At 45.2% G+C, this 20,327-nt stretch carries 18 protein-coding genes; 13 read left to right on the top strand and 5 right to left on the bottom strand.

Annotation, left to right across the window (positions count from 1 at the left end; translation table 11 throughout):
- Nucleotides 1-135 precede the first annotated feature (135 nt).
- Nucleotides 136-1,173, top strand: a complete 1,038-nt coding sequence (asnA, locus tag CSD97_RS06560; RefSeq protein ID WP_061411280.1) for an aspartate--ammonia ligase — start codon at nt 136-138, stop codon at nt 1,171-1,173.
- A 104-nt stretch (nt 1,174-1,277) separates the two neighbouring features.
- Nucleotides 1,278-1,940 carry a uracil-DNA glycosylase gene (gene ung, locus CSD97_RS06565; protein ID WP_098032132.1) on the top strand — a complete coding sequence of 221 codons (663 nt, stop codon included), beginning with the start codon at nt 1,278-1,280 and terminating at the stop codon, nt 1,938-1,940.
- A 3-nt stretch (nt 1,941-1,943) separates the two neighbouring features.
- Here the strand turns inward: ung and CSD97_RS06570 are convergent, their stop codons facing one another.
- The 3 genes from CSD97_RS06570 to CSD97_RS06580 form a co-directional block, all read right to left on the bottom strand.
- Complete coding sequence (locus CSD97_RS06570) at nt 1,944-4,721, bottom strand: putative LPS assembly protein LptD (RefSeq protein WP_005827242.1); 2,778 nt, start codon at nt 4,719-4,721, stop codon at nt 1,944-1,946.
- 79 nt (nt 4,722-4,800) lie between these two features.
- Nucleotides 4,801-5,337, bottom strand: a complete 537-nt coding sequence (locus CSD97_RS06575) for an HD domain-containing protein (protein WP_005827246.1) — start codon at nt 5,335-5,337, stop codon at nt 4,801-4,803.
- A 27-nt stretch (nt 5,338-5,364) separates the two neighbouring features.
- Nucleotides 5,365-7,098, bottom strand: a complete 1,734-nt coding sequence (locus tag CSD97_RS06580) for a glycosyltransferase family 39 protein (RefSeq protein WP_098032133.1) — start codon at nt 7,096-7,098, stop codon at nt 5,365-5,367.
- A gap of 187 nt (nt 7,099-7,285) precedes the next feature.
- Between CSD97_RS06580 and CSD97_RS06585 the strand changes: the two genes are divergently transcribed.
- The 7 genes from CSD97_RS06585 to CSD97_RS06625 all read left to right on the top strand — a co-directional run bounded on the left by CSD97_RS06585 (nt 7,286) and on the right by CSD97_RS06625 (nt 11,459).
- Entirely contained in the window at nt 7,286-7,663 is a 378-nt protein-coding gene (locus CSD97_RS06585; RefSeq protein ID WP_005833184.1) for a GtrA family protein, read from the top strand.
- 51 nt (nt 7,664-7,714) lie between these two features.
- A complete protein-coding gene (locus CSD97_RS06590; RefSeq protein ID WP_098032134.1) occupies nt 7,715-8,686 on the top strand; it encodes a glycosyltransferase family 2 protein in 972 nt (323 codons plus the stop codon).
- Nucleotides 8,687-9,044: 358 nt separating this feature from the next.
- Nucleotides 9,045-9,332, top strand: a complete 288-nt coding sequence (locus CSD97_RS06600; RefSeq protein WP_098032135.1) for a hypothetical protein — start codon at nt 9,045-9,047, stop codon at nt 9,330-9,332.
- 256 nt (nt 9,333-9,588) lie between these two features.
- Entirely contained in the window at nt 9,589-10,071 is a 483-nt protein-coding gene (locus tag CSD97_RS06610) for a GNAT family N-acetyltransferase (RefSeq protein ID WP_061411343.1), read from the top strand.
- The gene (locus tag CSD97_RS06615; protein WP_057097562.1) at nt 10,068-10,427 is read left to right on the top strand and encodes a DUF3795 domain-containing protein; all 360 of its coding nucleotides are present in this window, start codon (nt 10,068-10,070) and stop codon (nt 10,425-10,427) included. The genes CSD97_RS06610 and CSD97_RS06615 overlap by 4 nt, the downstream gene beginning before the upstream one ends.
- A gap of 31 nt (nt 10,428-10,458) precedes the next feature.
- Nucleotides 10,459-11,040: a Crp/Fnr family transcriptional regulator gene (locus tag CSD97_RS06620; protein WP_005827269.1), complete on the top strand. Its 582-nt coding sequence runs from the start codon at nt 10,459-10,461 to the stop codon at nt 11,038-11,040.
- 143 nt (nt 11,041-11,183) lie between these two features.
- Entirely contained in the window at nt 11,184-11,459 is a 276-nt protein-coding gene (locus CSD97_RS06625; protein WP_005833197.1) for a hypothetical protein, read from the top strand.
- Nucleotides 11,460-11,471: 12 nt separating this feature from the next.
- On the opposite strand, the gene CSD97_RS06630 is transcribed toward CSD97_RS06625, so the two are convergent.
- Entirely contained in the window at nt 11,472-12,425 is a 954-nt protein-coding gene (locus CSD97_RS06630) for a transporter (protein WP_035449132.1), read from the bottom strand.
- A 200-nt stretch (nt 12,426-12,625) separates the two neighbouring features.
- Between CSD97_RS06630 and CSD97_RS06635 the strand changes: the two genes are divergently transcribed.
- The 3 genes from CSD97_RS06635 (at nt 12,626) to dnaA (ending at nt 16,505) form a co-directional block, all read left to right on the top strand.
- Nucleotides 12,626-13,861: an N-acetylmuramoyl-L-alanine amidase gene (locus CSD97_RS06635; protein ID WP_005827280.1), complete on the top strand. Its 1,236-nt coding sequence runs from the start codon at nt 12,626-12,628 to the stop codon at nt 13,859-13,861.
- Between the two features lie 13 nt (nt 13,862-13,874).
- Nucleotides 13,875-14,768 (top strand): MlaD family protein, encoded by an 894-nt coding sequence (locus CSD97_RS06640; RefSeq protein WP_005827282.1) that lies wholly within the window; start codon nt 13,875-13,877, stop codon nt 14,766-14,768.
- Between the two features lie 351 nt (nt 14,769-15,119).
- The gene (gene dnaA, locus CSD97_RS06645; RefSeq protein WP_098032136.1) at nt 15,120-16,505 is read left to right on the top strand and encodes a chromosomal replication initiator protein DnaA; all 1,386 of its coding nucleotides are present in this window, start codon (nt 15,120-15,122) and stop codon (nt 16,503-16,505) included.
- An 85-nt stretch (nt 16,506-16,590) separates the two neighbouring features.
- On the opposite strand, the gene CSD97_RS06650 is transcribed toward dnaA, so the two are convergent.
- Complete coding sequence (locus CSD97_RS06650) at nt 16,591-17,325, bottom strand: NADPH-dependent oxidoreductase (protein ID WP_051008995.1); 735 nt, start codon at nt 17,323-17,325, stop codon at nt 16,591-16,593.
- A 417-nt stretch (nt 17,326-17,742) separates the two neighbouring features.
- Between CSD97_RS06650 and CSD97_RS06655 the strand changes: the two genes are divergently transcribed.
- A complete protein-coding gene (locus tag CSD97_RS06655) occupies nt 17,743-20,280 on the top strand; it encodes an adenosylcobalamin-dependent ribonucleoside-diphosphate reductase (protein ID WP_005827290.1) in 2,538 nt (845 codons plus the stop codon).
- Nucleotides 20,281-20,327: the final 47 nt, after the last annotated feature.

Raw genomic sequence — 20,327 nt, forward strand, 5'->3', positions numbered from 1 at the left:
TTTTATTATTACTTTGAGAAGACTAACCGCAATTACACAAACATTTTGTTCTTTTTTCCCACAAAACAGAAGCAAGTATCAATATTATTCCTATCTTTGCCGAGCAATTTAATAGAAGTTATACTGAATAAATTTATGAGCTACCTGATAACACCTGAAGGTTACAAACCTTTATTGGACCTAAAACAGACTGAATTAGGGATTAAACAAATTAAAGAGTTCTTCCAATTGAACCTCTCTTCCGAACTGCGCCTGCGACGTGTGACAGCTCCACTGTTCGTATTGAAAGGAATGGGTATCAATGACGACCTCAATGGAGTGGAACGTGCCGTAACTTTCCCTATCAAAGATTTGGGCGACGCCAAAGCTGAAGTGGTGCACTCCCTCGCCAAATGGAAACGCCTCACGCTTGCCGAATACCATATCGAACCGGGATATGGCATCTACACAGACATGAATGCCATCCGTGCCGATGAAGAACTGGGCAATCTGCATTCCCTTTATGTAGACCAGTGGGACTGGGAACGCGTCATTACTGCCGAAGACCGCAATGTGGAATTCCTCAAGGAGATAGTAACCCGTATCTATGCAGCTATGGTGCGCACAGAATATATGGTATATGAGATGTATCCGCAAATCAAGCCTTGCCTGCCCCAGAAACTTCACTTTATCCATGCCGAAGAATTGCGCCAACAGTATCCGGACTTGGAACCCAAATGCCGCGAACATGCCATTTGCAAGAAATACGGTGCAGTGTTCATCATCGGTATCGGATGCAAGCTGAGCGACGGCAAGAAGCACGACGGACGCGCCCCGGACTACGACGACTATACCAGCAAAGGGCTGAACGACCTCCCCGGACTGAACGGTGACCTCCTGCTATGGGACCACATCCTGCAACGCAGCATCGAACTTTCCTCCATGGGTATCCGCGTAGACAAGGAAGCCCTGCTTCGCCAGCTCAAAGAGGAAGGCGAAGAGGAACGCCTGGAACTTTACTTCCACAAACGCTTGATGAATGATACACTGCCGCTTTCCATCGGTGGCGGTATAGGGCAGTCCCGCCTCTGTATGTTCTATCTGCGCAAGGCGCATATCGGTGAGATACAAGCCAGTATCTGGCCGGAAGATATGCGCAAAGAGTGCAAGGAACACAATATACACCTGATTTGATATACATTTATCCCGTCATATAATATAAAGTTCACCCCCTCAAAAGGTTGGACTTTATTTTTTATTTTGTACTTTAGCATCCGAAACTACTAACAGATCCAATTATGAATGTTCAAATAGAAGAAAGCTGGAAAGCACATCTGCAACCTGAATTTGAGAAAGATTATTTCCGTACATTGACTGATTTTGTACGGGACGAATATGGGAAATATGCAATATATCCTCCGGGAAAGCTGATATTCAATGCATTCAACCTATGCCCTTTTGACAAAGTAAAAGTCGTGATAATCGGTCAAGACCCCTATCATGGTCCGGGACAAGCACACGGACTTTGTTTCTCCGTAAATGACGGTGTTCCTTTCCCTCCTTCCTTACTTAATATTTTCAAGGAAATAAAAAATGACATTGGCACTGATGCCCCCACTACCGGCAATCTGACACGCTGGGCAGAGCAAGGCATATTGCTGCTCAATGCTACCCTCACCGTACGTGCACACCAAGCCGGTTCTCACCAAAACCGAGGTTGGGAAACATTTACAGATGCGGCTATCCGCATTCTCGCCGAAGAAAAAGAGCATCTTGTATTTATTCTTTGGGGAGCCTACGCCCAACGTAAAGGGGCATTCATCGACCGTAGCCGACATCTGGTACTTACCTCGGCACATCCATCTCCCCTATCCGCTTATAACGGCTTCTTCGGGAACAAGCATTTCAGCAAAACAAACAAGTATTTGCGGGAACATGGAGAGACGGAAATAATTTGGTAAACATCAATACCACTGAATATTACTCTGAGTCTGGCTTCTCTGTTCCCATTTCAAGTCTTGCAGGATACTTGCATTGGCACGGATGGTAAAGTTATAGTATTTCCAGCGTCCGAAAGGTGATATGGCAGCCGTCATGCTGAAACAGTGCAGGTCACGTGTGATGTTGAAAGCGGTCTGCGTTATCTCCTTCGCATTGAAGTCATAACCGGAATTGAAGCTGACAGCCCATTTATTGGTAAGCTTGACGTTACCGTTTATATTAAGGGAATTCAGGCTGAATTTGTACGGATAGCGCATGTTCTTACGATTAATGGGCTTACTGGTGTCTTCCGTAATATTGAAACCGGTACTGAAGTTGATAGACCAAGGCATCTTGAATACCTGATAGCCGTCAGCATCGGCAGCAGCCTTTTCCTTCTTCTTCTTCGGAGTGCCGTCCTCGGTAGTTTCCCCCTCCATGTCACCGTCTTCCTCCGTCGAGGCATTCTGGTCTTGGCCCTGCTCCTCGTCATCCTTCTGACCGGTGAAGAAGTTCCTTATTTTCTTCCACGAATCATTGTTCACGGTCCAACTGAACGACGTACCATATCCCGACCAACGACCGAAACGGCCATACGACCATTCCGTACGGTTACCGGGCACCACCCTTCCGTTCTCATCAAACTCGTAAGCATAAGTGGCAAAGGTAGAGCTCATACTCAACGTATAACTCTTGCTCAACTTCAGACGGAGATTAAAGCTCAAGTCACTCCAAGGACGCACCTGGGCAGCCGTGTTGTAACTGATACCCATACTCAAATCGTCAATCAGGCTCACCTTGCGGATAGAGTCATTCTTATCCTTGAACTTCATTTCAAGGTTATTGGAGATATTGAAACTGATAAGCCCCTGCTTTCCTCCACTTGGCGGACTGAACACCTGACCGGCATAATAGGAATACTGCACGGTATCGCGAATGCCGTTCTGGTCTTTTATATAAGAGTCATAATAGCCAAAACGGGACGAAGTGAAATCGGGCGCAGCGCTGAAACTGATGGAGGGAGTGATGACGTGACGTATCTGTATCTCCTTCTTCTTCATGAACAATGGCTTGTACATACCATAAACTTTGGTATTGATACCCAGACTGGCACTGTAGTCGTATACACGGTGAAAGCCGTAGGTCGTATCATTCACCTCCTTGCCTTGCTCATCGTCCCAGTCCTTCTTCACCTTGCGGGTGTACCAACGCTCCGTATAGTTTACGGTAGGCGTCACATTGAAGTACTTGAACAAAGTAAACGTGGCACTTACCGGAATCTCATGCTGCATACCGTTCTCCCAATCGCGTATCAGGTTCTTCTTGAACAACAGATTGTCCTTCGTCTTGATACTGTTCTTCACACGGCCAGTATAGCGAACGGAAATCTTCTCATACCACTTTTCATCTCCCACTGCATGTTTGCGCTTGAAAGGGAAAATGGTACTCAAGGAAATGGTCATGTCCGGTAAAGTCACCGCGATAGAGGAGTCGCGCATGGTCTGGGCAATATTACCTGAAGCGGAGATGCTCAGATGCTGGTCGGGAAAGTTACGCGAATAGCTGACACTGGAAGTCTTGGTATTCTGCGACATTGCCTGGGAGTTGTACATATTGCCGATATTGGTACGCTCATAACTACTGGTAGCAAAGTTCACACTGGCAGAAAAGGTAGAATTCGGACTCGCTTTCGGGTCCTGCCGGTGAGACCACACCACCTTGAAGTCTTTGGCAACCGAGTAGTCGGGCAAGCCTTTGTCACCGGTCTTGGTCACCTGATAGCTTGCCTGCAGCAAACCGGAATATTTGTAACGCTTCACATAGTTCGACTCCATATTCAGCGCCCAAGAACCTTTCGTGAAGATATCCGCCCGCAGCTTCAAGTCCATTTGGTCACTGATGGCGAAGTAATATCCACCGTCCGTCAGACCGAAGCCACGATTGGAGTCATCCATATAGGTAGGCATCAGAAAACCGGACTGGTAACTGCTAGAAAACGGGAAAAAGAAAAATGGAACGGCAAGCGGAAGCGGCACATCCTCTACTACCAGATAGGCAGGTCCCGTCACCACGTTCTTTTTCGGACGTACCTTGGCATAAGTCATCTGCATATAAAAATGGGGGTGGTCATGATGGTCACAAGTCGTGTAACGACCGCTCCTCATATAGAGTTCATCATTATTCCCTTTCTTGGCATTATTACCGGTCACGTATCCCTCGCCCTGCTGGCTGACAACATTGCTGATAAGACCTCTTTTACTCTTGAAGTTATAACGGATAGTATCGGTTTCGTAGGAGGTGTCCCCGTCTTTGAAGACCGGTCTTCCCTTGGCTGTTCCTACAGAATCGACCACGCCACGGGCAAAAACCGTACTGTTGTCCATATCCATAGAGATGACATCAGCCTCCAGGTCAGCACCCGGATAACTCACCTTTCCCTGGCCGTAAAGATGGGCAAAGCCACTCTGCGTAAATACAATGGAGTCATTGGCTTCGTAGGCTACGGGAGCATCCAATGCATCCTTCTTGGGAGGCGCAGCCGCTACCGTATCTTGTTGCAACGAATCGGCAGGAAGCCCCTTTCCCCCTTGCAGGGAGTCTCCCATCTGCAAACTATCCCCTACCTGCAACGTGTCTGTCCGCTGAATATTCGGAGGCGCGACCTTCGCTCTACGGCGCTGAGAAGCAGCCCCACCGGAGAGAAGAAGCAAGACGAATAGTAGTATGAATGATATGAATGTATTTGCTTTCAATGGCGTCATTAACTAATAGTTTACGCTTGGAGGGGCAAAAGTACATAATTTATACGGATAATCTCCCTTTTTAAAGAAATTTAGATTGCTACAAGAACTGTTCGCACCAATTATCAAAGCGCCGTACCCCTTCTTCACCATAACGTTCCAAACTTTTACGGGCTTTTTCTACACTTTTCTCCTTTTCCAAATGAGTTTTTGAATAAAACTTATCGGCAAAACAGATAGCTTGTTCTTCCAAGCTGACCGGAACCATTTCACGATGCGGTACGGGCAAATCCTGCGCAATGATTCCCTCCAATGAAAGTCCGGCACCCGTATGGCGTTCACAAACCAAAGCATGGCGGGGATAGCCTTCGCCGCGTATCAGGTCGGCTCCCAAATAACCGTGACAGATATAAGGCTTGTCGCCAAAACAATGGATACCTGCCGCATCTGTAAGAAAAATGCCTATATCGTGCAGCATGGCAGCCTCGTACAGAAAATCCTTATCCAATGAAAGTTCCGGATGGCGGTCGGCAATCCATAACGACTTGTCGGCTACGGAACGGCTGTGCGTCAACAGTATATGCCGCAACTCATTCTCTTCCGGATAATATTTGTTAATGATATCTATCGGATTCATTTTAAGTTATGAGTTATGAGTTATAAATTATGGGTTATGAATGTCAATCGCCCTAAATTTATACATGCAGATTTCATTACGCATATCACAACTGCGTCTGTCTGTACGGAATATCTTTTCCAGATGATACGTCTGTTCCAGCTCTCCCAACATATTCTCCTCCTCCTTTACGGGAACCAACAAATAGCCCTCCCCGCTGGACGGACGTTCCTTTTCAATGTGCCGCATGCGGTCTTTCAGATAGAAGTTAACACCATAGAAACTCATTTTCGAGTAAGAATAGACCACACCTTCCGGAACATACGTATTGACCCTTTCAGCCAAATGTTTATCTGATTTCACAGCCAGCACCGTGGGCTGATAAACCGAATCCAATGATACGAAAAGACAAAGCATACATCCTGCTATACCATATAATAATGACCGGCTATCCGCACGCTTTACCACCATACATAATGTGCAGACAGCGGCTACTACGGGAAGCGCTACCAGGAGCCACTTGGGAACAGACAAAGCCACATCCTCCAACGCATGCATAAAGGCTACATTCTCAGCGGCATGGCGTCCGCTTCCAAAAACGCTGTCGGGAACCAGGCCGAGACGAACTACGACAAAAACAAGCGTAAGCAACAAGCCCAAAGAAGCAAAGATGATTGCACAAATCCTGAAAACTCGTGCCCCCTTTTGTACCAAAGCCAACAGATACTCAGCTATCAGCACTGCCATAAACGGATAGATGGGAAGCAGATAAACGCTCCGCTTACTCTTGGGGATGCAGTAGAAGACAAAGATTATCAGAATGACCAGCCACGTGAACAATTGTACCGGAGACTGGTTGCGGAAAGCAGTCCAGCCCTTCTTCAACCGCAACAGCAGGGTCTCCCCTTCCGGCAGACAACGCATGTTTTTCCACTTCAAGCCAAACAAGGAAATTACCAGAACCAACGTCCAGGGAATCCATCCCCAAATCAAAGTCAGGAAATTATACCATATAGGATTTTCATGGGACTCGTAGGACATTTTGCCCATAAACCGCCCGGTATTCTCCTCCAGAACCAAATCGAGGAACGGTTGTCCACCTTGTCTGTAAGCTATGTATACCCAAGCTAAATAAGGAACAAAAGAAAGCAAGCCGATACCTACCAACGAGAAAAACGCTTTCCAGAAAGAACGTCCGCGCAACAACTGATACACACCGATACACGCGCAAGGGAATATGGAGCCTACCGGCCCTTTGGTCAACGTGGCACATCCCATCAGCAACACCGCAAGCCAGGGCACTCCGCGGCATCCCTTCTCATCCCAGCGGAACAGCAGACAAAGGGAAATAACGATAAAGGCAACCTGAACCATATCGACCCGACAAGCGACAGCCGCCCGATGCACCTCGAAAGAAGACAAAAGAAGAATAGAGGCCAGAAACGCCGTTTGAACGTTTTTACGTTTTGCCACAAAGGCAAAGAACATTAACTGCATGGCTAAAAAAGCCAATGCAGACGGGAAACGGGCAGAAAACTCCGTCACCTCTCCAAAAAGGGAAGAGACGGCGGCTATTGACCAGTAGAAGAAAGGGGGTTTATAAGCAATATCAGTACCATAGTTCACCGGAAGTATCCAGTTTCCACTTTCCAGCATAGAAAGGGCAACAATCGCCTCCCGCGGTTCCCCCTTGGAATAAAAAATGGTTTCTCCCAGAAAGGGAACAACCACAAGCACACTCAGCAGCGCAATAAACCAGAACGCCTTCTTTCTGTCCGACATACCTTATTTGTTTTTTATGTTTTCTGGACGCAAAGATAGCGCAAACCGAAAGCAGATGCAAATTTATTTGCAATTTGCTGAGATGCAGCTTAATTTCGCAAAGCAAAATTACAAATAATTCTGAAACAATGCCTAACTTTGCCGCCCCAATGATAATGGCAACAGAGAGTAGATATTTAATGTTAAGATGAAGCGGCTGAAACAACTACCGGAATTTGTACGCTTCGTAATGGTGGGCATCTTTGCGACAGCTCTGCACTACGGATTGTATTTTGTATTACAACGGGTTATCAATGTAAACATAGCCTATACACTGGGATATGCTCTCAGCTTCATCGCCAATTTCTATCTGACTGCTTACTTTACCTTCGGCCGAAAGCCCTCATGGAGAAAAGCCTTCGGATTTGGAGGAGCACACTTATGCAGCTATCTGCTACACATGGGGTTGCTGAACCTCTCTCTCTGGATGGGCATCCCCAAACCTCTGGCCCCCATTCCGGTTTTCGCCATCGCCATTCCGGTCAACTTCTTACTCGTACGTTTCGTTTTCAAAAGAAAAGAGTGATAATTTGTTTTTCTCCCGATTTCTTACGAATATTGCAAAAAGATTTGTTCTATGATGGAAAACTCTCCCATACTCGCCGTTGTCGTACCTTGCTACAAAGAAGAGGCAGTGCTGCATGAAACCCATAAACGATTGAGCCAATTATTCGACCGGCTGATACAAGCCCGGCAAATTTCCCCGGAAAGCTATATATTATATGTAAACGACGGAAGCACCGACCAGACATGGGCTATCATCAAAGAACTGCACCAAAATACGGCCTATGCCTGCGGACTGAACCTGGCAGGAAACGTAGGACACCAGAATGCCCTGCTGGCAGGACTCAATGCAGTAAAAGACCGTTGCGAGATAGCCATTTCCATTGATGCAGACTTGCAAGATGACATCCAGGTGATTCCGGACATGATAAACAGCTATAAAGCGGGCAATGACATCGTTTATGGCGTACGTAAAGAACGGAAGACCGACACTTTCTTCAAACGCAACACCGCTTTGGTCTTTTATCGGCTGATGAAGGCAATGGGGGTAAAATCCGTCTACAATCATGCCGACTACCGCCTGATGAGCCAGCGGGCTGTACAACACCTATGCCGCTTCCGCGAGCGCAACCTTTTTCTTCGGGGACTGGTTCCCCTCATCGGCTACCAGACGGACAGCGTGTACTACAATCGTGACAAGCGTTTTGCCGGAGAATCAAAGTATCCTTTCCGGAAGATGCTTAATTTTGCCATCGACGGTATCACTTCCTTTTCCGTCAAACCGGTCCGTATGATTTTTTGGATAGGCTGCATCTTTATTCTTGTGGCACTGTGTGTCACCGGATGGACACTTCACTCTTACACACAGCATAACGCCGTCCCCGGATGGTCATCACTGATGATTTCTGTCTGGCTGGTAGGAGGTGTGATACTTGTGTCGCTGGGGATTGTAGGCGAATACATCGGCAAAATATACATTGAGGTGAAGGACCGACCGCGCTACAATGAAGAAGAACTGCTGATGCCGTCCGGCAAAACAGAATAAAAGAAGCCCATCATCATTCTACACAAAAGTTTTAAAAAGGAAAAACACTTCTCACACTATCACACTATAATAAAGGTATAGGGAACAGTGTGTGTCTTTCTTGCCGACAAGTTGGCAAGATTTTGCCACCCTATTGGCAAGACTTTGCCATAGGCATGGCAAAAGTTTGCCAAAAGCATGACAATGGGTTGGCAAAATTACTCTCTGGCAGACAATGAGTTAACATAACTATCAAAATCGTATCGTCACATCAGTTTATATCAAAAAACACAAAATCGCTTGCGAAAGCGACATAAATGCCGTATCTTAGTACACGTGCAAGCAAACCATTTTGCTTACACATGATAAAAATCTGCTTATGGGAACATTAGGCTGCATCAATGACATGCTACAAAGGGATAAAGAGAACCGTGCTCTCCGCAAGTTGAGCAGAGGACGGATGCGGGAGCACTACAAATACCTTGTAAAAAGGAAAGGTCCTGAGAGAGCCGATGTAACCATTGAGGAAATAGAAAAAATCCGAAGAAATACTACTGAAAAGGAATTGTCAGATAAAGAACATCTATTCAGGGCAAAGACGATTCTTGCAGCATGTGCTTTAGTCTTGCTTTTATTGGGAGTACTTTGTTATAAATTGTTCTTATAAGCAGGTCTGAAACCAATTGGTAAGAAATCTACCCGGTTAAATTCATCAGCCATTGGCTGGCGATTGAAAGCAGATTCCCATGCTTCATAAAAATTCGCATACTTTTTATATTCGAAGCAGAGAATCAACAACTTGATTTTCCTAAACCAATAAATTAGAAATGAAAAGATTATCTTTGCAAACACAATAAATACATTGAAAGACTTTCTGTTAGAACATGGAACATCTAAAAGCATACATTTTAGCACTTAAAAACATGAATACAGATTTTACAATTAGAATTGCCCAACAGCCTGATGCCCTTGAACTTATGAGTTTGTTTCAAGAGACAGTCCTCCATATAAACAAACGTGACTATTCAGAAGCAGAAGTGGCAGATTGGGCATCGTGCGGAAACGACCTCTCCCACATAAAAGACATGATTAAGACACATTATTTTATTGTGGCAACCAATCAACAGTCACAGATTGTCGGCTTTTCATCCATTACCCACCAAGGATATTTGCATTCTATGTTTGTTCATAAAGATTTTCAAGGTAAAGGCATTGCTACCATACTTCTAAATGAGATAGAACGGTATGCAACCGCAAGAGGAATCATGCGAATTACATCAGAAGTAAGCCTGACAGCCCGTCCATTCTTTGAGAAAAGAGGCTATATAGTAGAAGTGGAACAGAAACGCAAAGCCAACCAACTTTATCTCACCAATTTTTGGATGGCGAAAAGGCTGGCTGAATGAAATCGTATAACGGACGTATTCCTGCTTGTGGTGTCTTTTGTGGTGGTTGTCCCATATACACAAGAGAAAAAAGTCCCTGCAAAGGAGCAGAACAGAATGGTTCTCGCTGTGAAAAATGTAAAACATTCCATTTATGTTGCTTGGAAAAAAGAATAACACATTGTTTCCAATGTTCTGATTTCCCATGTACTAAATTCAAAAGATTTACCAAACGTTGGCTAAAATACGGACAAAACTTCATTGAAAACCAAAAGCTTTTAAAAAACGTAGGTGAAGTTAAATTTTTAAAGTATTATAATGAGAGAGTCCACGACCAGCTTACCAACAATGACAGAAAATCAGGAATAAAACAATAATTTTGTACCTTTCGAAAAACATGTGTTGTAAATGACAGATTTTAATTCATACATGGGCAATATAGACACTGACTTTTTTAGGGAACTGTGTTTAAGAAACGGAGAACTACGGTATTATAAAAGAAATGAGTTTATCCTCCGAGAGGGAGAAGTCGGTTCTTTCTTCGGGTTTATTGTATCCGGTGTAATCAAATATACCTGCATCAACCAAACTGAAAACAAAACATATAATGTAGGTTTTTCTTTTGCCAATGAATTTATCTCTGATTATCCCAATTGTTTATACGACATAAAATCTGAATTGAATATACAAGCAATAACCCCATGTAGAATCTACATCTGTTCTTCCGAATTACTTCTACAAGAATTTGAAGAGAACAAAGAAAATCAACGAATAGCCCGCATTGCAGCCGAACAATTATTTTTTCAGTCGTATTCACGTTACTTGGATTTGTTCAGATTTACATCGGAAGAACGCTATCTCCAACTTCTTAAAAAATGTCCAGAAATCCTACAAATGGTACCCCTAAAAGAAATTGCGTCTTACTTGAAAATAACCCCTATTCACATGAGCCGCATCAGACACAAACAGAGTTTTGACAGCAAAGAATAAACATAGGTTTAGAAATTCAATCATTTAACAATATTCCAAGACAATATTGATTCTGTCAGGAAGTTCTCTTTTATTTTTGCCCTATCCTTTGGCTGATTCAGCGAAAGGCAGGAATGAAAGGAGTTAAACATAGAGTCCTATATATGAGAACAAGAAAAGTATTTAGAATGCCACTTGATAAAATTCTTTGTTTATCAGCCAATGCTATATTAACCATTATTGCACTATGGAGTATTGCATCAGTCTTTTTCGAAAACGCCACAATTGATTCTATAATAGCCCGTTTCAGCGTGGCTTCTGCCTGCATGGCCAACCTATTTTCAAAACATCGTCTTATCCGGATAATATTCCTCATTATGGCATTTGTACTGATAATTGTTGCAACCGCCCTCTATGTCCATAAAGCAAATAAGATGTAAAATACTCAGCAGTTATTCCGTCTCATTTTTCCTTTTCTTCCACAGCTGATAACTATTGATTATATTCTGCCACAGCACATACGATCCCGGACCGACGGAAGATAACGGATTAAGATAAGTATATGCCATCCAGATGGCAAGCACCGTATTCTTTTGCCCCAGCGCCTGCCCTCCGCTAATGCGCTCACCATAATGACCGCCGATTCTCTTTCCCAAATAGAATTGTATACAGCAGGTTATCAGTCCCGCCAGGGCTATCAGCAGTTCAACAAATACCGGTGCATCACTATTGACCAATGAACGTACCGTCTGCCCTGAGACAATGGCAAGAGCTACCGCCCACAAATAGAAGGCTGCATCATGGAAACCCAACAGAAAATGATGCACCTTCGGCACAAACGCACGCAGAAACCATGCCAGCAAGAAAGGACAAAGCAGCAATGGAAAGACTTTACTCAGAATTTTCAGGAATGCAACAAAAAAAGTAATGTCAGCATGAGGCTCCACCAACGGGAAAACCAAAGGAACAGCCACAGCCGCCAGAAGATTGGACAACAACGTATAGGTCGTCAGGCTGGATGCGCTTCCACCCAGTTTACCGGTAATGACAGCCGCAGCAGTCGCAGTGGGACAAATGAGGCAGACCATCGCACCTTCAAACACTTCCCGGTAGACCTCCTCCATAGGACAACACACCAACAATACCGCAACAATCAAGCAAGAAACCGTCTGGAACAGCAGTAACCATCCATGCCACGATTTGGGTTTCAGTTCATGCACCTCCACCTTGCAGAAAGTGAGCAGAAGTTGGGAAAAAATCAAAAGCGGAGTCAGGAAAGCCACTAACCCATTCACATAAGGTTTGGCAGGCGCCACAAAAGGAATGTCTGCAAAAAAGAAATATCCCAAAGTACCGGCAAGCATTGCCAAAGGCAACGTCCAGTTCTTTATAAAACGAACCAGCATACTTGATTTGCTATTTTAATTATCTGCCGCAAAGTTACGCATATTATCAATACATTGAGCCACTAATTACTCAAACACAGACATTAATTACACTAAAAATGAGAAGAAGAACAATAAAACTGAACATAATCCATTAGTTTTCTATAAATTTCCACTACATTTGCCAAGCGAAAAGGAAGCATTGTCTTTGCTACAATTATATGAAACTATACAGACGATACATATTATATATAAGTATATGCTTAGGGCTGCTTATCTCCCCCTTTTGCAGTGGCAGCGCTGAAGCGAAAGACTTTGTTGTCGTTATAGACCCCGGACACGGTGGACACGACCCGGGTGCAGTGGGAAAAATTTCCAAAGAGAAGAATATCAACCTGAATGTAGCACTCAAACTTGGCAAACAAATCAAGAAGAACTGCCCTGATGTAAAAGTTATCTATACGCGGGACCGGGACATATTCATCCCCTTGGACCGGCGCGCTGAAATTGCCAATAACGCCAAAGCTGATTTGTTCATCTCCATACATACCAATGCCCTGGCCAAAAACCGGACGGCCAAAGGAGCCTCCACCTGGACACTGGGTCTGGCAAAATCGGATGCCAATCTGGAAGTAGCCAAGCGCGAAAATGCCGTTATCCTCTACGAAAGCGACTACAAGACGCGGTATGCCGGCTTCAATCCCAACTCGGCAGAGTCCTACATCATCTTCGAATTCATGCAAGACAAATACATGTCACAGAGTGTGCACCTCGCCTCCCTCGTACAAAAGCATTTCCGCCAAACCTGCAAACGTACAGATCGGGGCGTGCACCAGGCAGGTTTTCTGGTATTGAAGGCCAGTGCCATGCCAAGCATACTGGTGGAACTCGGATTCATCTCCACACCGGAAGAGGAACGGTACCTGAACACTGAAGCAGGAACCACCTCACTTGCCAACGGTATCTTCCGCGCTTTCCTCACCTATAAGCGCGAGCAGGAAATCCGGTTGAACGGAAGCAGCAATACCATTCTTCCGGAGGATGTACCCGAGCCCGTTCAAGAAGAAGGCAACGCAGCTACAGCGACACCGGAAAAGAAAAATGCACCTCAAGCGGAGAGTAACCAAGCTGCCCAACGCCCGCAAAGGTCAGAAAATGCAGCCGTTTCCCAAACAGAACAGAGCGGCATCGTGTTTAAGATACAGATACTCACTTCTTCACGTCCTCTGGCCAAGAATGACAAAAGACTGAAAGGACTGAAAGACGTGGATTATTATAAAGAAGGCGGAATCTACAAATATACGTACGGCGCATCACCCGATTACAACAAGGTGCTGCGCAGCAAACGTAGCATTACGGACAAATTCAAGGACGCATTCATCATTGCGTTCAAGAATGGAGAAAAGATAAACGTCAACACAGCCATCAGCGAATTTAAAAAGAACAGAAATAAATAACAAAAGATACATCATGAAGTATATTACAAAAGAAGTTAGAATAGGAATAGCAGGCATAGCTGCACTTTGCATATTGGTATACGGCATCAACTACCTGAAAGGGATAAATATGTTCAAGCCCTCCAGCTATTTCTACGTGAAATTCCAGAATGTCAATGGGCTGACAAAATCCAGCCCGGTCTTTGCCGACGGCTTCCGCGTGGGTATTGTCCGCGACTTGTACTACGACTATACCCAACCGGGCAAAGTCGTTGCCGAAATAGATGTTGACCCAGAGCTGCGCATTCCCAAAGGAAGTACGGCAGAACTGGCAGCCGAAATGCTTGGCGGCGTAAAGATGAACCTGCTGCTTGCCAATAACCCACGGGAGAAATACCAGATTGGAGACACAATCCCCGGCGTGCTGAACAACGGAATGATGGAAAAAGTTGCCACCATGATGCCGCAAGTAGAGAAGATGCTGCCCAAGCTGGATTCCATCCTCGCATCCTTAAATGTCATACTAGCCGACCCCGCCATCCCTGCAACCTTGCATAACGTACAAGATTTAACAGCAAGTATGGCCGTCACAAGCCGCCAGTTGCAAACTCTAATGAAGGATGATATTCCACAACTGACCGGCAAGCTCAATACCATTGGAGACAACTTTGCACTCATTTCCAACAACTTAAAGGAGATAGATTATGCTGCCGCCATGCAAAAGGTAGACGCAACTTTGAACAATGTAAAAATGATTACAGACAAATTGAACCAGAAAGACAATACCGTCGGACTTTTGCTAAACGACCCTTCTCTATATAATAATCTGAACGCCACCACTGCCAACGCAGCAAGTTTATTGGAAGACTTGAAATCGCATCCGAAACGATACGTCCATTTCTCCCTATTCGGCAAGAAAGATAAGTAAAAGATGGACGTTATATAGATTTTGTCTAAATAACAAGTCTATAAAGGAATTAAAAGGAAAGCCCTCATTTGCTCTATACAAGGAGCGAAAAAGGGCTTTTTCCTGCTCTGGGCACAGAAAGAAAACAAGAGACGCAAAGCTACATAAACCACTATATGACAAAGTATTAGATAAATGCAACACACCTTATATAAGGAGTATACTCATAGTAACCGATAAGTAGCTGAAAGTAAAGAGCTTATTACTTTCCCTAAAAACGCAAGAAAAAAAGGATTTGTTTTTCTCGAATAAGATTGCCAATTTTGCAATCGTAGAAGTTATGCTTAATTAATAAATGTATTTATAGCCGTTATGAGTGAAATAGATCATGTCGGGCTGTGGAACCGCTGTCTTGAAATCATCAGAGACAATGTTCCGGAGCAGACATACAAAACATGGTTTCTTCCCATCATACCTTTAAAATATGAAGACAAAACGCTGGTCGTACAAGTGCCCAGCCAGTTCTTCTATGAGTTTTTGGAGGACAAATTTGTTGATTTGTTGCGCAAGATTCTCTATAAGGTCATTGGTGAGGGAACTAAATTGATGTATAACGTAATGGTGGACAAGAGCTCGCGGAAAACCGTCGACCTGGAGTCTACACAGCGTACCATCATACCGCAAAAACAAGTGATGGACAAAAGGATTCCGCAGATTCCCGTCCCCGAACTTGACCCGCACCTTAATCCAGAATACAACTTTGAAACCTTCATCGAAGGTTACAGCAACAAGCTGTCGCGCAGCGTTGCAGAAGCTGTCGCTCTCAATCCGGCTAAAACAATCTTCAATCCGCTGTTCCTATACGGAGCATCAGGTGTAGGCAAAACCCATCTTGCCAATGCTATCGGAACCAAAATCAAGGAACTATACCCGGAGAAAAGGGTATTGTATGTATCTGCACACCTATTCCAAGTGCAATACACCGATTCCGTACGTAACAATACGACTAACGACTTCATCAACTTCTACCAGACCATTGATATTCTAATCATTGATGATATTCAGGAATTTGCCGGCGTGACCAAAACGCAGAATACATTCTTCCATATCTTCAACCATCTGCATCAGAACGGCAAGCAGCTCATCCTCACTTCCGACCGTGCACCGGTATTGCTGCAGGGCATGGAAGAGCGTCTGATTACACGTTTTAAATGGGGAATGGTGGCTGAGCTGGAGAAACCTACCGTAGAACTCCGCAAGAACATTCTGCGCAACAAGATACACCGTGACGGCCTGCAGTTCCCCCAGGAAGTGATTGACTATATTGCAGAGAACGTGGGCGACAGTGTACGTGACCTGGAGGGCATCGTCATTTCCATTATGGCGCATTCCACCATATACAATAAAGAAATAGACCTGGAACTGACGCAACGTATCGTCCGCAAGGTAGTGAACAGCGAAAGCAAGGCAGTGACTGTCGATGAAATCATCAACACCGTATGCAAGCACTTCGGATTGGAAACTGCCACCATCCACACAAAATCCAGAAAGCGGGAAGTGGTGCAAGCACGACAAATAGCCATGTATTTAGCCAAAAACCATACAGACTTCTCTACTGCAAAAATCGGTGCGCTAATTGGACATAAAGACCATGCCACCGTATTGCATGCATGTAAAACCATCAAAGAACTGAAAGAGGTGGACAAATCATTCCGTGCGGAAATCGACGAGATTCAAGCCGCACTGAAAAAAGGATAAGAATAAAGGATAAGGGATTAAATGCAGCTAAGTATGCATTAGCTTAACCCCTTATCCCTTATCCCTTATCCCTTATCCTTAATTTTCAAAATCCCTGCTTTTTCATTATCTTCCAAAGATTCTCCGACATTGCCTCACTGTCTTTCTTCGTATAACGCACATCTGTAAAGACCTGCGCCAGCGTTTCCTTATTGTTCTCCAAGATGAACTGCTTGTTCTCAAGAAGCGATTCTTTATAGGCATACAACCGGTCAATGTCCTGAGGAGTATAATCATGATAAACCTCTTCGTGTACAATGGCCTCCAGCGGCAAACGGTCCACTTGTTCCGGCTGTTCGGCAGGCCATCCCACTGTGACTGTCGTGATGGGAAACACCAATTCCGGTAACTCCAACGCTTCGACAATCATCTGAGGGTTGTAAGTGGTAGTTCCCAGATAGCAAATGCCCAACCCCTTCTCCTCGGCAGCCACACAAAAAGTCTGTGCCACCAGCAAGGTATCGACAGCCCCCGTCACAAACCACTCAAAGTTGTTGTATCCCGGCTCAGCCTTACGTTGCTCACACCACTTGCTGAAGCGGCGCAAATCTATGCAGAAAGTAAGCACTACCGGCGCCGTCCGAACCATCGGCTGATTGAAATGTGCAGGCGCCAGTTTGGCTTTACGCTCTGCATCACGCGTCACAATCACACTATAAACCTGCATGTTCCCGACTGTAGAAGCCCGGAAAGAGGTTTCAAGCAAATCATTTAACAAATCAGCAGAAATATCCTTCTGCTGGTATTTTCGGATTGTTCTCCTTTGTTTCAAGCTTTCCATTCTTTCTTTTTTTGCAAAGATAATGTAATCCACGAACAATTCATTCAAGAGTTCACACTTTTTTTATCATCATATATCCGGAATAAAATACATCTTTTCAACAAGAAATGAACAATTATTATCTTTACGAGCAGATAAAAGTAACCTTATGTTCGACTAAACCGAGAACCTTTCAGCCCAACAAGTTGTTAATAAATTCCATTTTGGAAAACTTATTCGTTTACTCAAATCATTAAAACATTATAAACCAATAAATTAATAGCAATCAATAGAAAACTATACATCGGTTGATAAAAACATTCATTTTAATTTTGCCAAGTTGAAAAACATTCATAGCTTTGCAAATGCATTTGTTAACGATAAGTACAACTTCTACAACTTTACTTATTTGTAACTAATCCTAAGAGATACAACATTGTGGAAAAGAAAAATTATTCTTATGACGAAGCCTACGGAGAATCTTTAAAATACTTCCAAGGCGACGAGTTGGCTGCCAGAGTTTGGGTAAACAAATATGCAGTCAAAGATTCTTTCGGAAATATTTACGAAAAGTCTCCGGAAGACATGCATTGGCGAATAGCCAATGAGGTAGCCCGCATTGAGGCCAAGTACCCCAATCCATTAAGTTCAGAGGAACTTTTCGGCTTACTCGACCACTTCAAGTACATTGTTCCGCAAGGAAGCCCGATGACCGGAATCGGAAACAACTATCAGGTAGCCTCTCTGTCCAACTGCTTTGTTATCGGTGTGGACGGCGAAGCGGATTCTTATGGTGCCATCTTCAAGATAGACGAAGAACAAGTACAGCTGATGAAACGCCGTGGCGGCGTGGGACACGACTTATCCCATATCCGTCCGAAAGGTTCACCGGTAAAGAACTCGGCACTGACCTCCACCGGCTTGGTTCCCTTCATGGAACGCTATTCAAACTCTACACGCGAAGTAGCTCAAGATGGACGCCGCGGCGCACTGATGCTCAGCGTATCCATCAAACACCCCGACTCGGAAGCCTTCATCGATGCCAAGATGACTGAGGGCAAAGTGACCGGAGCCAACGTTTCCGTAAAACTGACCGACGACTTCATGCAGGCCGCCATCGAAGGCAAACCATATACACAGCAATATCCGATTGACGCCACAGAGCCGGCATTTCAAAAAGACATTGACGCATCCGCATTATGGAAAAAGATTGTGCACAATGCATGGAAATCGGCAGAACCCGGTGTGTTGTTCTGGGATACCATATTAAAGGAATCCGTGCCCGACTGCTATGCAGACCTGGGCTACCGTACCGTATCCACCAATCCATGCGGCGAAATTCCACTGTGCCCGTACGACTCCTGCCGTCTGCTCGCCATCAACCTTTACTCATACGTGGTCAATCCGTTCAAGCCGGACGCCTACTTTGACTTTGAGCTATTCAAGAAGCATGTAGCTTTGGCCCAACGCATCATGGACGATATCATCGACCTTGAACTGGAGAAGATAGAGCGCATCATGAGCAAGATAGATGCCGACCCCGAAAGTGAAGACGTGAAACATACAGAACGCGTTTTGTGGCAGAAGATTTACAAGAAAAGCGCCCAAGGCCGCCGTACCGGTGTAGGCATCACGGCAGAAGGCGACATGCTTGCCGCCCTGGGATTGCGTTATGGCACTGAAGAGGCAACCGAATTCTCGGAGCAAGTACACAAGACGGTGGCACTCAACGCCTATCGCTCCTCCATAGAAATGGCCAAAGAACGCGGCGCATTCGAGGTGTACGATACAGAACGCGAAAAGAACAACCCGTTCATCAACCGCCTGCGTGAAGCTGACCCGGAAATGTACGAGGAGATGAAGAAGTACGGACGCCGCAACATTGCCTGTCTGACCATCGCCCCGACCGGCACCACCAGCCTGATGACTCAAACCACCTCCGGTATCGAGCCCGTATTCCTGCCCGTGTACAAGCGCCGCCGCAAAGTGAATCCCAACGATACGAACGTCCATGTGGACTTCATCGACGAAACCGGAGATGCCTTTGAAGAATATATCGTGTTCCACCCCAAGTTCGTGACTTGGATGGAAGCACAAGGATACAACCCCGCCAAACGCTACACGCAGGAAGAAGTGGATGCCCTGGTAGAGAAATCACCTTATTATAAAGCAACCTCCAACGACGTGGACTGGCTGATGAAAGTCAAGATGCAGGGACGTATCCAAAAATGGGTGGATCACTCTATCAGCGTAACCATCAACCTGCCGAACGACGTAGACGAAGACCTCGTGAACCGTCTGTATGTAGAAGCATGGAAATCCGGCTGCAAGGGCTGTACGGTTTACCGCGACGGTTCGCGTTCCGGCGTGCTCATCTCTACCAAGAGTGACAAGAAGTCCGAACTTCCCCCGTGCAAACCGCCTACGGTCGTTGAAACACGTCCCAGAATATTGGATGCAGACGTTGTCCGCTTCCAGAACAACAAGGAGAAATGGGTGGCATTCGTCGGCTTGCTGGACAATCATCCCTACGAAATATTCACCGGTGTGCTGGATGATGATGAAGGCATCATCCTGCCGAAGAATGTGGTGTCAGGCCACATCATCAAGAATGTGGATGAGCACGGAAACAAGCGTTACGACTTCCAGTTCGAGAACAAGCGCGGATACAAAGTCACCATCGAGGGTCTGTCCGAGAAGTTCAACAAAGAGTATTGGAACTATGCCAAGCTGATTTCCGGTGTATTGCGCTACCGCATGCCTATCGAGCAGGTCATCAAGCTGGTAGGTTCACTGCAACTGGACAGCGAAAACATCAACACCTGGAAGAACGGTGTGGAACGCGCCCTGAAGAAATACATCCAGGACGGCACGGAAGCCAAAGGCAAGAAATGCCCCAACTGCGGTAACGAAACACTGGTTTACCAAGAAGGTTGCCTCATCTGCAAGACGTGCGGAGCTTCTCGCTGTGGATAATCCCACGGCAAGCACAAACGTTTGCATAGGAATTTAAATGACTTAGA

Origin of the sequence: Bacteroides sp. AR29 (assembly GCF_900217715.1) — a bacterium.
Lineage (GTDB): Bacteria > Bacteroidota > Bacteroidia > Bacteroidales > Bacteroidaceae > Bacteroides > Bacteroides uniformis.

What these genes read in the sequence shown, in the direction of transcription:
- CSD97_RS06630 (WP_035449132.1), bottom strand. Translation starts at nt 12,425, where the DNA reads ATGCTGGTTCGTTTTATAAAGAACTGGACGTTGCCTTTGGCAATGCTT.
- CSD97_RS06570 (WP_005827242.1), bottom strand. Translation starts at nt 4,721, where the DNA reads ATGACGCCATTGAAAGCAAATACATTCATATCATTCATACTACTATTC.
- asnA (WP_061411280.1), top strand. Translation starts at nt 136, where the DNA reads ATGAGCTACCTGATAACACCTGAAGGTTACAAACCTTTATTGGACCTA.
- CSD97_RS06650 (WP_051008995.1), bottom strand. Translation starts at nt 17,325, where the DNA reads ATGGAAAGCTTGAAACAAAGGAGAACAATCCGAAAATACCAGCAGAAG.
- CSD97_RS06635 (WP_005827280.1), top strand. Translation starts at nt 12,626, where the DNA reads ATGAAACTATACAGACGATACATATTATATATAAGTATATGCTTAGGG.
- dnaA (WP_098032136.1), top strand. Translation starts at nt 15,120, where the DNA reads ATGAGTGAAATAGATCATGTCGGGCTGTGGAACCGCTGTCTTGAAATC.
- CSD97_RS06585 (WP_005833184.1), top strand. Translation starts at nt 7,286, where the DNA reads ATGAAGCGGCTGAAACAACTACCGGAATTTGTACGCTTCGTAATGGTG.
- ung (WP_098032132.1), top strand. Translation starts at nt 1,278, where the DNA reads ATGAATGTTCAAATAGAAGAAAGCTGGAAAGCACATCTGCAACCTGAA.
- CSD97_RS06575 (WP_005827246.1), bottom strand. Translation starts at nt 5,337, where the DNA reads ATGAATCCGATAGATATCATTAACAAATATTATCCGGAAGAGAATGAG.
- CSD97_RS06640 (WP_005827282.1), top strand. Translation starts at nt 13,875, where the DNA reads ATGAAGTATATTACAAAAGAAGTTAGAATAGGAATAGCAGGCATAGCT.
- CSD97_RS06580 (WP_098032133.1), bottom strand. Translation starts at nt 7,098, where the DNA reads ATGTCGGACAGAAAGAAGGCGTTCTGGTTTATTGCGCTGCTGAGTGTG.
- CSD97_RS06625 (WP_005833197.1), top strand. Translation starts at nt 11,184, where the DNA reads ATGAGAACAAGAAAAGTATTTAGAATGCCACTTGATAAAATTCTTTGT.
- CSD97_RS06590 (WP_098032134.1), top strand. Translation starts at nt 7,715, where the DNA reads ATGATGGAAAACTCTCCCATACTCGCCGTTGTCGTACCTTGCTACAAA.
- CSD97_RS06620 (WP_005827269.1), top strand. Translation starts at nt 10,459, where the DNA reads ATGACAGATTTTAATTCATACATGGGCAATATAGACACTGACTTTTTT.
- CSD97_RS06615 (WP_057097562.1), top strand. Translation starts at nt 10,068, where the DNA reads ATGAAATCGTATAACGGACGTATTCCTGCTTGTGGTGTCTTTTGTGGT.
- CSD97_RS06600 (WP_098032135.1), top strand. Translation starts at nt 9,045, where the DNA reads ATGGGAACATTAGGCTGCATCAATGACATGCTACAAAGGGATAAAGAG.
- CSD97_RS06610 (WP_061411343.1), top strand. Translation starts at nt 9,589, where the DNA reads ATGAATACAGATTTTACAATTAGAATTGCCCAACAGCCTGATGCCCTT.